This is a genomic window from Kitasatospora sp. NPDC008050 (assembly GCF_042957465.1).
Classification (GTDB): domain Bacteria; phylum Actinomycetota; class Actinomycetes; order Streptomycetales; family Streptomycetaceae; genus Kitasatospora.
In genome coordinates, this window is the sequence record NZ_JBIBIJ010000006.1 from 190,230 (window position 1) to 203,167 (window position 12,938).

14 protein-coding genes are annotated in these 12,938 nt (G+C 71.5%); 11 read left to right on the plus strand and 3 right to left on the minus strand.

Annotation, left to right across the window (positions count from 1 at the left end; all coding sequences use genetic code 11):
* Window positions 1–76 precede the first annotated feature (76 nt).
* The 11 genes from yvcK (at window position 77) to ACFZB9_RS14700 (ending at window position 9,287) form a co-directional block, all read left to right on the plus strand.
* Window positions 77–1,078: a uridine diphosphate-N-acetylglucosamine-binding protein YvcK gene (yvcK, locus tag ACFZB9_RS14650; RefSeq protein ID WP_391447021.1), complete on the plus strand. Its 1,002-nt coding sequence runs from the start codon at window positions 77–79 to the stop codon at window positions 1,076–1,078.
* Window positions 1,069–2,049, plus strand: a complete 981-nt coding sequence (gene whiA, locus ACFZB9_RS14655; protein WP_035841998.1) for a DNA-binding protein WhiA — start codon at window positions 1,069–1,071, stop codon at window positions 2,047–2,049. Before yvcK ends, whiA begins: the two co-directional genes overlap by 10 nt.
* Before the next feature lie 191 nt (window positions 2,050–2,240).
* On the plus strand, window positions 2,241–3,245 hold the full coding sequence (gene gap, locus ACFZB9_RS14660; protein WP_391447024.1) for a type I glyceraldehyde-3-phosphate dehydrogenase: 1,005 nt from the start codon (window positions 2,241–2,243) through the stop codon (window positions 3,243–3,245).
* Between the two features lie 176 nt (window positions 3,246–3,421).
* Window positions 3,422–4,627, plus strand: a complete 1,206-nt coding sequence (locus ACFZB9_RS14665; RefSeq protein ID WP_391447025.1) for a phosphoglycerate kinase — start codon at window positions 3,422–3,424, stop codon at window positions 4,625–4,627.
* 3 nt (window positions 4,628–4,630) lie between these two features.
* Window positions 4,631–5,416: a triose-phosphate isomerase gene (gene tpiA / locus ACFZB9_RS14670; RefSeq protein WP_391447027.1), complete on the plus strand. Its 786-nt coding sequence runs from the start codon at window positions 4,631–4,633 to the stop codon at window positions 5,414–5,416.
* A gap of 94 nt (window positions 5,417–5,510) precedes the next feature.
* Complete coding sequence (gene secG / locus ACFZB9_RS14675; protein ID WP_184938341.1) at window positions 5,511–5,747, plus strand: preprotein translocase subunit SecG; 237 nt, start codon at window positions 5,511–5,513, stop codon at window positions 5,745–5,747.
* A 142-nt stretch (window positions 5,748–5,889) separates the two neighbouring features.
* Window positions 5,890–6,225 (plus strand): RNA polymerase-binding protein RbpA, encoded by a 336-nt coding sequence (locus tag ACFZB9_RS14680; protein WP_184938344.1) that lies wholly within the window; start codon window positions 5,890–5,892, stop codon window positions 6,223–6,225.
* Window positions 6,226–6,299: 74 nt separating this feature from the next.
* Complete coding sequence (locus ACFZB9_RS14685; RefSeq protein WP_391447030.1) at window positions 6,300–6,803, plus strand: GNAT family N-acetyltransferase; 504 nt, start codon at window positions 6,300–6,302, stop codon at window positions 6,801–6,803.
* Between the two features lie 119 nt (window positions 6,804–6,922).
* Window positions 6,923–7,348: a GntR family transcriptional regulator gene (locus ACFZB9_RS14690; protein ID WP_391447032.1), complete on the plus strand. Its 426-nt coding sequence runs from the start codon at window positions 6,923–6,925 to the stop codon at window positions 7,346–7,348.
* Window positions 7,345–8,271: an ABC transporter ATP-binding protein gene (locus tag ACFZB9_RS14695; protein ID WP_391447034.1), complete on the plus strand. Its 927-nt coding sequence runs from the start codon at window positions 7,345–7,347 to the stop codon at window positions 8,269–8,271. Before ACFZB9_RS14690 ends, ACFZB9_RS14695 begins: the two co-directional genes overlap by 4 nt.
* Window positions 8,268–9,287: an ABC transporter permease gene (locus ACFZB9_RS14700; protein WP_391447036.1), complete on the plus strand. Its 1,020-nt coding sequence runs from the start codon at window positions 8,268–8,270 to the stop codon at window positions 9,285–9,287. The genes ACFZB9_RS14695 and ACFZB9_RS14700 overlap by 4 nt, the downstream gene beginning before the upstream one ends.
* Before the next feature lie 73 nt (window positions 9,288–9,360).
* Here the strand turns inward: ACFZB9_RS14700 and pgl are convergent, their stop codons facing one another.
* The 3 genes from pgl to zwf are packed head-to-tail and all read right to left on the minus strand — an operon-like array spanning window position 9,361 to window position 12,883.
* Window positions 9,361–10,146: a 6-phosphogluconolactonase gene (gene pgl, locus ACFZB9_RS14705; RefSeq protein ID WP_391447038.1), complete on the minus strand. Its 786-nt coding sequence runs from the start codon at window positions 10,144–10,146 to the stop codon at window positions 9,361–9,363.
* Complete coding sequence (opcA, locus tag ACFZB9_RS14710; RefSeq protein WP_391447040.1) at window positions 10,143–11,342, minus strand: glucose-6-phosphate dehydrogenase assembly protein OpcA; 1,200 nt, start codon at window positions 11,340–11,342, stop codon at window positions 10,143–10,145. The genes pgl and opcA overlap by 4 nt, the downstream gene beginning before the upstream one ends.
* Window positions 11,339–12,883 (minus strand): glucose-6-phosphate dehydrogenase, encoded by a 1,545-nt coding sequence (gene zwf / locus ACFZB9_RS14715; RefSeq protein WP_391447392.1) that lies wholly within the window; start codon window positions 12,881–12,883, stop codon window positions 11,339–11,341. Before zwf ends, opcA begins: the two co-directional genes overlap by 4 nt.
* Window positions 12,884–12,938: the final 55 nt, after the last annotated feature.

The following is a 12,938-nucleotide window of genomic DNA, read 5'->3' on the forward strand; positions in this document are numbered from 1 at the left end:
GACGGGATACTCGCCAGGGCGGCAATACCAGCACAAGGCCGCCGAGCGGGGCTCCCCGGGCGCACAGAAGAGATCGGTGTCCGCGCCGAAGGGGGCGGCGCCGCGGATCACCGCGCTCGGCGGCGGCCAGGGCCTGTCCGCCTCGCTCTCCGCGCTGCGCCGCCTCACCTCCGACCTGACCGCCGTGGTCACGGTGGCCGACGACGGCGGCTCCAGCGGCCGGCTGCGCGCCGAACTCGGCGTGCTGCCCCCCGGCGACCTGCGCAAGGCGCTGGCCGCGCTGTGCGGCGACGACGACTGGGGCCGTACCTGGTCCGAGGTGATCCAGCAGCGCTTCACCGGCTCCGGCGAGCTGGGCGGCCACGCGGTGGGCAACCTGCTGATCGTGGCGCTCTGGGAGAAGCTCGGCGACCCGGTCGCCGCCCTGGAGTGGGTGGGCCGGCTGCTCAACGTGCAGGGCCGGGTGCTGCCGATGTCCGCCGTCCCGCTGGACATCGAGGCCCAGGTGCGCGGCCACGACCCGGCCCACCCCGCGCGGGTCTCGGCCGTGCGCGGCCAGGCCAATGTGGCGATCACCCCGGGCACCGTGCAGTCGATCCGGCTGCTGCCCGAGGAGCCGCCGGCGGTGCCGGAGGCGGTGACGGCGGTGCTGGAGGCGGACTGGGTGGTGCTCGGCCCCGGTTCCTGGTTCACCAGCGTGCTGCCGCACCTGCTGGTCCCCGAGCTGGCCAAGGCACTGGTCGAGACCAAGGCCCGCCGGCTGCTGACCCTGAACCTGGCCCCGCAGCCGGGCGAGACCGAGGGCTTCACCCCGCAGCGCCACCTGGAGGTGATCGCCGACCACGCTCCGGAACTGGGCGTGGATGCGATCCTGGTGGACGAGCGCGCGGTGACCGGCGGCGCCTTCGGGGTGGCCGACCTGGCCGGCCTGGAGAAGGCGGCCGAGCGGATGGGGGCCGCGCTGGTGCTGGACCGGGTGGCCGGCGCCGACGGGACCCCGCGACACGACCCGGAGCTTCTGGCCGCCGCGTACGACCGGATTTTCCGGACACATGGAAGGATCGGCCCATGGCGATGACGGCAGCGGTGAAGGACGAAATCAGCCGGCTCCCCGTCACCCGGGCCTGCTGTCGCAAGGCTGAGGTGTCGGCGATCCTGCGATTCGCGGGCGGACTGCACATTGTGAGCGGTCGGATCGTGATCGAGGCGGAGCTGGACACCGGCATTGCGGCCCGGCGGCTGCGCAAGGACCTGCTGGAGATCTTCGGCCACGCCTCCGAACTGGTGGTGATGGCCCCCAGCGGCCTGCGGCGCGGCAGCCGGTACGTGGTCCGGGTGATCAAGGACGGCGAGTTGCTGGCCCGGCAGACCGGGCTGGTGGACGGCCGCGGTCGGCCGATCCGGGGGCTGCCCCCGGCGGTGGTCTCCGGCGCGACCTGTGACGCCGAGGCGGCCTGGCGCGGCGCCTTCCTGGCGCACGGCTCGCTGACCGAGCCCGGCCGCTCCTCCTCGCTGGAGATCACCTGCCCCGGCTCCGAGGCGGCGCTCGCGCTGGTCGGCGCCGCCCGCCGGCTCGGCATCCCGGCCAAGGCCCGCGAGGTGCGCGGCGCGGACCGGGTGGTGATCCGCGACGGCGACGCGATCGGCGCGCTGCTCACCCGGCTCGGCGCGCACGAGTCGGTGCTGGCCTGGGAGGAGCGCCGGCTGCGCCGCGAGGTGCGGGCCACCGCCAACCGGCTGGCCAACTTCGACGACGCCAACCTGCGCCGGTCGGCTCGCGCGGCGGTGGCCGCCGGGGCCCGGGTGCAGCGGGCGCTGGAGATCCTCGGCGACGAGGTGCCCGAGCACCTCGCGGCCGCCGGTCAGTTGCGGATGCAGCACAAGCAGGCCTCGCTGGAGGAGCTCGGCGCGCTCGCCGATCCGCCGCTCACCAAGGACGCGGTGGCGGGCCGGATCCGGCGGCTGTTGGCGATGGCCGACAAGCGCGCGATGGAGCTGGGACTGCCCAGCACCGAGGCGAACCTGACGGAGGAGATGGCGCTCAACTAGCGGATGACACGGCTCCTGACGCGGTTGTGACGAACGTGGCGTGGCGTATTCCGAAATACGCCACGCCAGGGTCTTGACGAAGGGCGGATGTGCCCAGGTGACCGCGTGCGAGGTAGGGTCAGTGGTGGTCGGGGACATCCCAATTTCCACCCCGTCGGCATAGCCCGGCGTACCTTAGAGGAGATCGGTTCGTGACGATCCGGGTAGGCATCAACGGATTCGGCCGCATCGGCCGCAACTTCTTCCGCGCGGTCAAGTCCCAGGGCGCGGACATCGAGATTGTCGGCGTCAACGACCTCACCGACACCAGGACCCTCGCGCACCTGCTCAAGTACGACTCGATCCTGGGCACCCTCCAGGCCGAGGTGAGCCACACCGCCGACAGCATCACGGTGGACGGCCACACGTTCAAGGTGATCGCCGAGCGTGACCCGGCCAACCTCCCCTGGGGCGAGCTGGGCGTCGACATCGTGATCGAGTCCACCGGTATCTTCACCAAGGCCGACCAGGCAAAGAAGCACGTCGCCGCTGGTGCCAAGAAGGTCATCATCTCCGCCCCGGCCACCGACGAAGACGTCACCATCGTCATGGGCGTCAACGACGAGAAGTACGACGCCGCCAAGCACACCGTCATCTCCAACGCCTCCTGCACCACCAACTGCGTGGCGCCGCTGGCCAAGGTGCTGAACGAGAACTTCGGCATCGTCAAGGGTCTGATGACCACCGTCCACGCCTACACCAACGACCAGGTCACCCTTGACTTCCCGCACAAGGACCTGCGTCGTGCCCGCGCTGCCGCGCTGAACATCATCCCGACCTCCACCGGTGCCGCCAAGGCCACCGCGCTGGTGCTGCCGGAGCTCAAGGGCAAGCTGGACGGCACCTCGCTGCGCGTCCCGGTCCCGACCGGTTCGATCACCGACCTGGTCGTCACCCTGGAGCGCGAGGTCACCGTCGAGGAGGTCAACGCGGCCTTCCTGAAGGCCTCCGAGAGCTCCCTCAAGGGCATCCTGCAGTACACCGAGGACCCGATCGTCTCGTCGGACATCGTCAACTCGCCGTTCTCCACGATCTTCGACTCGCTGATGACCATGGTCCAGGGCAACCAGGTCAAGGTCTTCGGCTGGTACGACAACGAGTGGGGCTACTCGAACCGTCTCGTCAACCTGACCACCCTCGTCGGCGGCCAGCTCTGACGCAGCGGAAGCTGACGTGATGTGAGGAGCAGGGCCCGGACGGCGGACACCGCCTCCGGGCCCTGCCCCTGCCCCGCGCACCCACTTCCTGCGGGTGTTCCCCGAGTTGCCGGGCGCTGCGCCACTCCCAGCGCCACTGTTCCTGGGCCCCCTCTCTCCCCTGGAGAACGAAGACCGTGAAGACCATCGACGACCTCGATGTGGCCGGCCAGCGGGTATTCGTCCGCGCCGACCTCAACGTGCCGCTCTCGGACGGCACCATCACCGACGACGGCCGGATCCGCGCCGTCGTCCCGACCATCACCCGGCTGCTGGAGCGCGGCGCCAAGGTGATCGTCGCCTCCCACCTGGGCCGGCCCAAGGGCGCGCCGGACCCGCAGTACTCGCTCGCCCCGGTCGCCGTGCGCCTGGGCGAACTCCTCGGCAAGCAGGTCGCCTTCGCGACCGACACCGTGGGGGACAGCGCGAAGGCCACCGTCGCCGCCCTGGCCGACGGCGAGGTCACGCTGCTGGAGAACCTGCGCTTCAACGCCGGTGAGACGAGCAAGGACGACGCCGAGCGCGGCGCCTTCGCCGACCAGCTCGCCGCCCTGGCCGACCTCTACGTCGGCGACGGCTTCGGCGCGGTGCACCGCAAGCACGCCTCGGTCTTCGACCTGCCGGCCCGGCTGCCGCACGCGGCCGGCCTGCTGATCGAGAAGGAGCTGGGCGTCCTGCGCAAGCTCACCGACGAGGTGGCCCGCCCGTACGTGGTGGTGCTCGGCGGGGCCAAGGTCTCGGACAAGCTCGCGGTGATCGACAACCTGCTGGGCAAGGCCGACAAGATCCTGGTCGGCGGCGGCATGGCGTACACCTTCCTCAAGGCCAAGGGCTACGAGGTGGGCATCTCGCTGCTGCAGGAGGACCAGGTCCCCGTGGTCCTGGAGTACCTGGAGCGGGCCGAGAAGAACGGCGTCGAGTTCGTGCTGCCGGTGGACATCGCGGTCTCCGCGAGCTTCCCGGACACCAAGACGCACAAGCCGGTCGAGGACTTCGAGGTGGTCGACGCCGACAAGATCCCGGCCGACAAGGAGGGCCTGGACATCGGCCCGAGGACCCGGGCGCTGTTCGCCGAGAAGCTGGCCGACGCGGCCACCGTCTTCTGGAACGGCCCGCTCGGCGTCTTCGAGCACCCGGCCTTCGCCGAGGGTTGCAAGGCGGTGGCGCAGGCGCTGATCGACAGCGACGCGTTCACCGTGGTCGGTGGCGGCGACTCGGCCGCGGCCGTGCGCATCCTCGGTTTCGACGAGACCACGTTCGGACACATCTCGACCGGCGGTGGCGCGAGCCTCGAGTACCTGGAGGGCAAGACGCTCCCCGGTATCGCCGCCCTGGAAGGCTGATCAATGAGTGAGCGGCTCCCGCTGATGGCGGGCAACTGGAAGATGAACCTCAACCACCTTGAGGCCATCCAGCACACCCAGAAGCTGGCGTTCGCGCTGGCCGACAAGGACTACGACGCGGTCGAGGTGGCGGTGCTCACGCCGTTCACCGACCTGCGCTCGGTGCAGACCCTGGTCGACGGCGACAAGCTGAAGATCAAGTACGGCTCGCAGGACATCTCGGCGCACGACTCCGGTGCCTACACCGGCGAGGTCTCGGGCCCGATGCTGGCGAAGCTGAAGTGCAGCTACGCGGTGATCGGCCACTCGGAGCGTCGCCAGTACCACGGCGAGAACGAGGAGATCGTCAACGCGAAGGTCAAGGCCGCCTACCGCAGCGGCATCACGCCGATCCTGTGCGTGGGCGAGCCGCTGGAGGTGCGCAAGGCCGGCACCCACGTCGAGCACACGCTGGCGCAGCTGGACGGTGCGCTGGCCGAGGTTTCGGCCGCGCACGCCGCGAGCATCGTGGTGGCCTACGAGCCGGTCTGGGCGATCGGCACCGGCGAGGTGGCCACCCCCGAGGACGCGCAGGAGGTCTGCGCCGCGATCCGGGCCCGGCTGGCCGAGCTGTACGACGCCGAGCTGGCCCAGAAGGTCCGCATCCTGTACGGCGGCTCGGTGAAGTCCTCCAGCGCGGCCGGCCTGATGGCCAAGCCGGACGTGGACGGCGCCCTGGTCGGCGGGGCCTCGCTGGACGCCGACGAGTTCGTCAAGATCGTGCGGTACCGTGAGCAGGCGGTAGGCTAACGCCCCCGCAGCAACGTAGTCTTTGGGCCGGGCCCCCGATGGGGGGTCCGGCCCTTAGCCCATGACCCAATAGAACGAGAGAGTTGGTCCCGCCGTGGTTCTCGGGTTCTCGATTGCCCTGATCATCTTCAGCCTGATCATGGTCCTGCTCGTGCTGCTGCACAAGGGCAAGGGCGGCGGTCTGTCCGACATGTTCGGTGGCGGCGCGATGTCGGCCGGTGGCGGTTCCGCGGTGGCCGAGCGCAACCTGGACCGCATCACCATCATCGTGGGCCTCTGCTGGTTCGCCTGCATTGTCGTACTGGGTCTGCTGATCAAGGTCAAGAGCTGATCAGGCCTCAGTTCTGAAGGCGGTGCGGACAGATCCTTATTCGCTCCGTACACTAGGACAACTTGCCACTGTCCGCAGCGGGCGGCCGGTCGGCAGCGCTTGGGTTGAACCAGGCGGATAAGGGCACGCAGGGAGTCAGACCGTGGCAAGTGGCAACGCCATCCGTGGCAGCAGGGTCGGGGCCGGCCCGATGGGTGAGGCGGAGCGCGGCGAGTCCGCCCCGCGCAATCGGATCTCCTTCTGGTGCGCCAACAAGCACGAGACGCGCCCCAGCTTCGCCGCCGAGGCGGTCATTCCGGACACCTGGGACTGCCCGCGCTGCGGGTTCCCGGCCGGCCAGGACGAGGACAACCCGCCGGCCCCCTCGCGGAACGAGCCGTACAAGACGCACCTCGCCTACGTCCGTGAACGGCGCACGGACGCCGACGGCGAGGCGATCCTGGCCGAGGCGCTTGCCAAGCTGCGGGGCGAGATCTGAGTCGGTAGCGCGGTGACGCGGGTGGTTGGCCAAGGGTCCGCCGCCCGCGTTCTTCGTTTTTCCCGGGGGAGCTGATGAGAGACATCGAGTTGATCGCCACCGAGCGGCTGGAGCTGCTGCCGCTGGGCGTCGAGCACGCGGCCGCGCTGCACGGGGTGCTGGACGATCCGGGGCTGCACACCTTCATCGGGGGTGAGCCGGAGAGCCGCGAGGCGCTGGCCGAACGCTACCGCCGGTGGTCGGCGGGTTCACCCGATCCGGCGGAACGCTGGCTCAACTGGGTGATCCGCCTGGTCGCGGAGGACCGCCTGATCGGCACCGTGCAGGCCACCGTGCACGGCACCGAGGCCGAGGTGGCCTGGGTGGTCGGGGCCGGCTGGCAGGGCCGCGGCTGTGCCCGCGAGGCGGCCCGGGCGCTGGTCGGATGGCTGGCCGGGGCCGGCGTGCGGCGGGTGGTCGCCCATGTGCACCCGGAGCACCACGCCTCCGCGGCGGTGGCCGCCGCCGCGGGGCTCACCGCGACCGAGCGGTTCCAGGACGGCGAGCGGCGCTGGGAGTTGGTGCTGCCGACCGGTTGACCCGCGCGGGCAGCGACCCGCATCGCGGTGGCTTGAATCGCCCCGTCGTCGGCCCGGCTTGACGGCGGGGCTTCTTTCCACCACCATTTCACTAATGCCTTAGTGAAATGGTGGTGCTGATGGTGGAGTACCGCATCGACCGGCACAGCGGCGTGGCCACCTATCTGCAGATCGTCCAGCAGACCAAGCACGCCCTGCGGCTGGGGCTGCTGGAGCCGGGGGACCGGCTGCCGACCGCCAAGGAGGTGGTGGCGGCCACCGCGATCAACCCGAACACGGTGCTGAAGGCCTATCGCGAGCTGGAACGCGAGGGGCTGGTCGAACCGCGGCCGGGGCTCGGCACCTTCGTGCTGCGCTCGCTGGCCCGCGAGGAGGCGGGCAGCGACTCGCCGCTGCGCGGCGAGCTGGCCGACTGGGCGGCCCGGGCCCACCGGGCCGGACTGGACCGGGAGGACGTGGCGGCGCTGGTGGCGACCGTGGTCGAGCAGGAGTTCGGCGGTCCGCGGGCCGACGGCCGAGAGAACACGAGCGAGGGGAACCGATGACCGAGCAACACCCCGCCTTGGCCGCCCACGGCCTCGGCAAGCACTACCGGCGCGGCTGGGCGCTGCGGAACTGCTCGTTCAGGCTGCCGGCCGGGCGGATCTGCGCCCTGGTCGGCCCGAACGGAGCGGGCAAGAGCACGCTGATGGGGCTGGCCGCCGGGCTGCAGAGCGTCAGCGAGGGGCGGATCGAGCTGGCCGGGCGGGCGCCGCGCCCCGGGGGCAGTCCGGGGGTGGCCTTCATGGCCCAGGACAAGCCGCTCTACCCCCGCTTCACGGTGGCCGAGACGCTGCGGATGGGCCAGGAGCTCAACCCCCGCTGGGACCAGCGCTCGGCCGACGCGGTGCTGGCCGAGGCCGGCTTCCCGCTGACCGCCAAGGTCGGCTCGCTCTCCGGTGGTCAGCGCACCCGGGTCGCCCTGGCGCTGGCCCTGGGCAAGCGGCCCGACCTGCTGATCCTGGACGAGCCGATGGCCGACCTGGACCCGCTGGTCCGCCACCAGCTGATGGGCCTGCTGATGGCCGAGGCGGCCGAGCGCGGCCTGACCGTGCTGATGTCCTCGCACGTGGTGGCCGAGCTCCAGGAGGCCTGCGACTACCTGGTGCTGCTGGCCGGCGGCCAGGTGCGGCTGGCCGGCGACATCGAGGAGCTGCTGGCCGCCCACCGGCTGGTGATCGGCCCGCAGAGCGCGGCCGCCAGCCTGGACGGCCACGAGGTGGTCGAGTCCCGGGTGAACGGCCGCGGGCTGACCGCCCTGCTGCGTCCGCGCGGTGAGCTGGACGACTGCTGGGAGGGCGGCGAGCCGACGTTGGAGGAACTGCTGCTCGCGCACCTGCGGGCGCCCGACACCCCGGCGCTGCTGACCTGGGAGGCGCAGGTCCCGGGGACCGACCAGCCCGCCGACCTGACCGAGGTGACCCGATGACCACCACCATGGACTCCCGCCCCACCAGCGCCGCTGCGCGCACCGTCGGCCGCGGGCCACGGCCGCGCGGGATCGCCTGGCTGATGTGGCGTCAGAACCGGACGCTGATCAGCGGGTTGCTGCTGGTCCTGGTCGCGCTGACGATCGCGGCCCCGATCCTGCGGGCCGAGATGGTCTCCTTCATCGACAGTCACCACATCAAGGGCTGCGCCGCGATCAGCCGTGTCCCGTCCTGCCGGCAGGACGGCATCTCGGGGGCGGTGACGCAGTTCCGCAACGGCTACGGCACGCTGATGCAGGGGTTCGGCATACTCCTGCTCCTGCTCCCGGTCGGGTTGGGCGCCGGTCTCGGTGCCACGCTGCTGGGCAGGGAGCTGGAGAACGGTACCTGGAAGCTGGCGCTGTCGCAGTCGGTGAGCCGGGACCGCTGGGTGGCCGCCAAGCTGCTCACCGCCGGGCTGATCGGCGTGGTCGCCTCGACGGTGCCGGCCCTGCTGCTGCACTGGGTCTGGGGGCCCAGCGCCAACGAGGTCTCCGGGATCACCTGGTTCAGCATGGCCTTCTACCCCTCCAGCGGGCCGGTGCTGGTGGCGACCACGCTGCTGGCGCTGTCCGTCGGAGTGCTGGCGGGGCTGCTGCTGCGCCAGGTGCTGCGCGCGGCGGGCCTGACCGTACTGGTGGTCGGCCTGTTCCAGTACGGACAGACGGTGGTGCGCCCGCACCTGTGGAGCTGGCAGACCAGCCTGGCGGATCTGTCGGACCTGCCCAACAGCACCTGGGCGTTCGCCCACGGGCTGCTCCTGCCGGACGGCCGGAGGGTGTCCTGGGACGTCTGCAACCAGGCGGGGGACTACGAGAAGTGCATGGCCCAGTACCACGGGGCCAAGCACTTCAGCGCCGTGCACCAGGCGGCGAACTACTGGCCGCTGCAGCTGGTCGAGTCGGGGATCTGCCTGGCGCTGGCCGCGGCGCTGACCGCGCTGACCGTGGTGTGGGTGCGCAAGCGGCTCGTCTGAGACGGGGCCCCGCAGGGGACGCGAAAGGGGCGGTGCGCTCGGTCGAGCGCACCGCCCCCAACGTGTTGATCCGTCAGGCCGAGGCCGGCGGGTAGAGCTGCGCGGGCAGCTCGGCCGCCGCCGCGCGGTCCAGCAGCCAGAGCGTGCGGCTGGTGCCGTACGCGCCGCTGGCCGGGGCCTGGATCTCGCCCGGGCTGGACAGGGCCAGCGCGACCGCGTCCGCCTTGTCCTCGCCGGCCGCCAGCAGCCAGACCTCGCGGGCCGCCCGGATCGCGGGCAGGGTCAGCGAGATCCGGGTGGGCGGCGGCTTGGGTGCCCCGCGCACCCCGACCACCGTGCGCGCGGTCTCCCGCACGCCCGGGTGCTCGGGGAAGAGCGAGGCCACATGGGTGTCCGGGCCGACGCCGAGCAGCAGCACGTCGAAGGCGGGCACCAGGGCGCGGTCCTCGGGACCCGCGGCCTTGGCCAGCTCCTCGGCGTACCGCTCGGCGGCGGCCTCCACGTCGGCACCGTCCACGCCGTCCGAGGCGGGCATGTAGTGCACCTTGGCCGGGTCGAGCGGGACGCGGGCGAGCAGCTCGTCGGCGGCCTGCACCGCGTTCCGCTCCGGGTCGGCGGACGGTACGAACCGCTCGTCGCCCCACCACAGTTCCAGGCGCGACCAGTCCACCGCGTCGCGCGCCGGGGAGGCGGCGATCGCGGCGAGCAGCGCGTTGCCGTTGCGCCCGCCGGTGAGCACCACGGAGGCGGTGCCCCGGGCGGCCTGTGCGTCGACGATCTTGGTGATCAGTCGGGCGGCGGCCGCCTGGGCCATCAGCTCCTTGTCCCGGTGCACGACCAGCTGCGGTACCGGGGTCATGCGTCGCTCCGCTTGCGGGGCGACGCCTTCTTGCCGGTGCCGCTCTTGGCGGTGGCCTGCTTGGTGCTCTTGGCGGCCGACGGTGCCTTCTTGTCGGGGGCCTTGGCGGTCCCCTCCGGCGCCTTCTTGGCCGGGACCTTGGCGGTCACCCGGGGGGTGATCACCGAGGCCTCGACCACGGGGGCCGAGGTCGCCTCGGCGGTGGCCTCGGCACTCGCCTCGGCGGCCTCGTCGACCTCGGCCGCGGTGATGCCGTACGTGGCCTCGGCCGGCTCCTGGAGCCGCTCCACGCCGGTGCGCACGGCCGCGGCGTAGATGGTGTCCTCGTCCAGGCGGCGCAGCTCCTCGGCGATCAGCTCGGCCGTCTCGCGGCGCTTGAGCGCCACCAGGCGGTCCGGCGAGCCGGGGATGGACAGCGTGCCCATCAGCCCGTCCGGCCGGTCGAGCACGATCTCGCCGTCCTTGCTGCGCAGCCGCACGGCCGTGATGCCGGGACCCTCGCTGACGACCCGCTCGACCGGCACGTTCAGCCGGTCGGTCAGCCACAGGCCGAGCAGCTCGACGCTGGGGTTGTACGACTCGCCCTCGACCACGGCCGAGGTGACCTTGCTGGGCCGCTGGTCCAGGGCCGCCGCCAGCATCGAGCGCCAGCTGGTGATCCTGGTCCAGGCGAGGTCGGTGTCGCCGGGGGTGTAGTTCTCGGCGCGCACCGCGAGCTGGTCGACCGGGGACTCGGCGGTCACCGCGTCGGTGATCCGGCGCTGGGCGATCGCGCCGAGCGGGTCCTGGGCCGGGTGCAGCGGGGCGTTCTCCGGCCACCAGATCACCACGGGGGCGTCCGGCAGCAGCAGCGGCAGCACCACCGACTGGGCGTGCGAGGTCAGCTCGCCGTGCATCCGCAGGATCGCGGTCTCACCCGAGCCGGCATCGCTGCCGACCAGGATCTCCGCGTCCAGCCGGGCGCCGGCCCGGGCCCGGGGCGAGCGCCCGGCCCGCTTGATCACCGCGAGGGTGCGCGAGGGGTGCTCGCGGGAGGCGTCGTTCGCGGCCTTGAGGGCGTCGTAGGCGCTGCCCTCGTCGGTCACGATGACCAGCGTCAGGACCATGCCGGCCCCGGTGGAACCGCTGGCCCGGCGCGCGTCCATCAACGCACTGTTGATCTTGCTGGACGTGGTGTCCGTCAGGTCGATCTTCATGGCCGGCGCCAGCTCCTGCCGTCTCGTGCGAGCATCTCGTCCGCCTCGGCCGGACCCCAGGTGCCGGCCGGGTACTGCGCGGGCTTGCCGTGCTGGTCCCAGTACTTCTCGATCGGGTCGAGGATCTCCCAGGAGAGCTCGACCTCCTGGTGCCTGGGGAAGAGGTTGGCGTCGCCCAGCAGCACATCCAGGATGAGCCGCTCGTACGCCTCCGGGCTGGACTCGGTGAAGGACTCGCCGTAGGCGAAGTCCATCGTCACGTCCCGCACCTCCATCGAGGTGCCCGGAACCTTGGAACCGAACCGCACGGTGACGCCCTCGTCCGGCTGCACCCGGATCACCAGGGCGTTCTGCCCAAGCTCCTCGGTGGCGTAGGAGTCGAACGGCAGGTACGGGGCGCGCTGGAAGACCACCGCGATCTCGGTCACCCGGCGGCCCAGGCGCTTGCCCGTGCGCAGGTAGAACGGGACCCCGGCCCAGCGCCGGTTGTTGATCTCCAGCTTGATCGCCGCGTAGGTGTCGGTCTTGGACACGGGGTTGATGCCGTCCTCGTCCAGGTACCCGACCACCTCCTCGCCGCCCTGCCAGCCGGCCGTGTACTGGCCGCGCACGGTGTGCTTGCCCAGGTCCTTGGGAAGCTGCACGGCGCTGAGCACCTTGAGCTTCTCGGCGACCAGGGCCTTGGGGTGGAAGGAGGCCGGCTCCTCGATGGCGGTGAGCGCCATCAGCTGGAGCAGGTGGTTCTGGATGACGTCACGGGCCGAGCCGATGCCGTCGTAGTACCCGGCGCGGCCGCCGATGCCGATGTCCTCGGCCATGGTGATCTGCACGTGGTCCACGTAGGACCGGTTCCAGATCGGCTCGAACATCGTGTTGGCGAACCGCAGCGCCAGGATGTTCTGGACCGTCTCCTTGCCGAGGTAGTGGTCGATCCGGAAGACCTCGTCCCGGGGGAAGACCTCGTGGACGACCTTGTTCAACTCCTGGGCGCTGGCCAGGTCGTGGCCGAACGGCTTCTCGATCACCGCGCGGCGCCAGGAGCCGGCCGGCGGGTCGGCCAGGCCGTGCTTCTTGAGCTGCTGGACCACGTTGGGGAAGAACTTCGGCGGCACCGAGAGGTAGAACGCGAAGTTCCCGCCGGTGCCCTGCGCCTTGTCGAGCTCCTCGATGGTCTCGCGCAGGGTGTCGAAGGCGGCGTCGTCGTCGAAGGTGCCCTGGACGAACCGCATGCCCTTGGCCAGCTGCTGCCACACCTCCTCGCGGAAGGGGGTGCGCGCGTGCTCCTTGACGGCGTCGTGCACCTCCTTCGCGAAGTCCTCGTCCTCCCACTCACGGCGAGCGAAGCCCACCAGGGAGAAACCCGGCGGCAGCAGGCCGCGGTTGGCCAGGTCGTAGATCGCCGGCATCAGCTTCTTGCGGGAGAGGTCCCCCGTGACGCCGAAGATAACCAGGCCGGACGGCCCCGCGATCCGCGGCAGCCGGCGGTCCGCCGGATCGCGCAGCGGGTTGGCGGGTTGCTGCGGAAGATCTCCTTGCGTCACCTCGGCCCCCTCCAGGTCGGGAAATGCCTGTGCATTGCTCACTGCTGGGCTCCGC

Excerpts from the sequence above, each read along its gene's own strand:
- whiA (WP_035841998.1), top strand. The coding sequence starts at position 1,069 with ATGGCGATGACGGCAGCGGTGAAGGACGAAATCAGCCGGCTCCCCGTC.
- tpiA (WP_391447027.1), top strand. The coding sequence starts at position 4,631 with ATGAGTGAGCGGCTCCCGCTGATGGCGGGCAACTGGAAGATGAACCTC.
- ACFZB9_RS14685 (WP_391447030.1), top strand. The coding sequence starts at position 6,300 with ATGAGAGACATCGAGTTGATCGCCACCGAGCGGCTGGAGCTGCTGCCG.
- ACFZB9_RS14690 (WP_391447032.1), top strand. The coding sequence starts at position 6,923 with ATGGTGGAGTACCGCATCGACCGGCACAGCGGCGTGGCCACCTATCTG.
- ACFZB9_RS14695 (WP_391447034.1), top strand. The coding sequence starts at position 7,345 with ATGACCGAGCAACACCCCGCCTTGGCCGCCCACGGCCTCGGCAAGCAC.
- ACFZB9_RS14700 (WP_391447036.1), top strand. The coding sequence starts at position 8,268 with ATGACCACCACCATGGACTCCCGCCCCACCAGCGCCGCTGCGCGCACC.
- pgl (WP_391447038.1), bottom strand. The coding sequence starts at position 10,146 with ATGACCCCGGTACCGCAGCTGGTCGTGCACCGGGACAAGGAGCTGATG.
- opcA (WP_391447040.1), bottom strand. The coding sequence starts at position 11,342 with ATGAAGATCGACCTGACGGACACCACGTCCAGCAAGATCAACAGTGCG.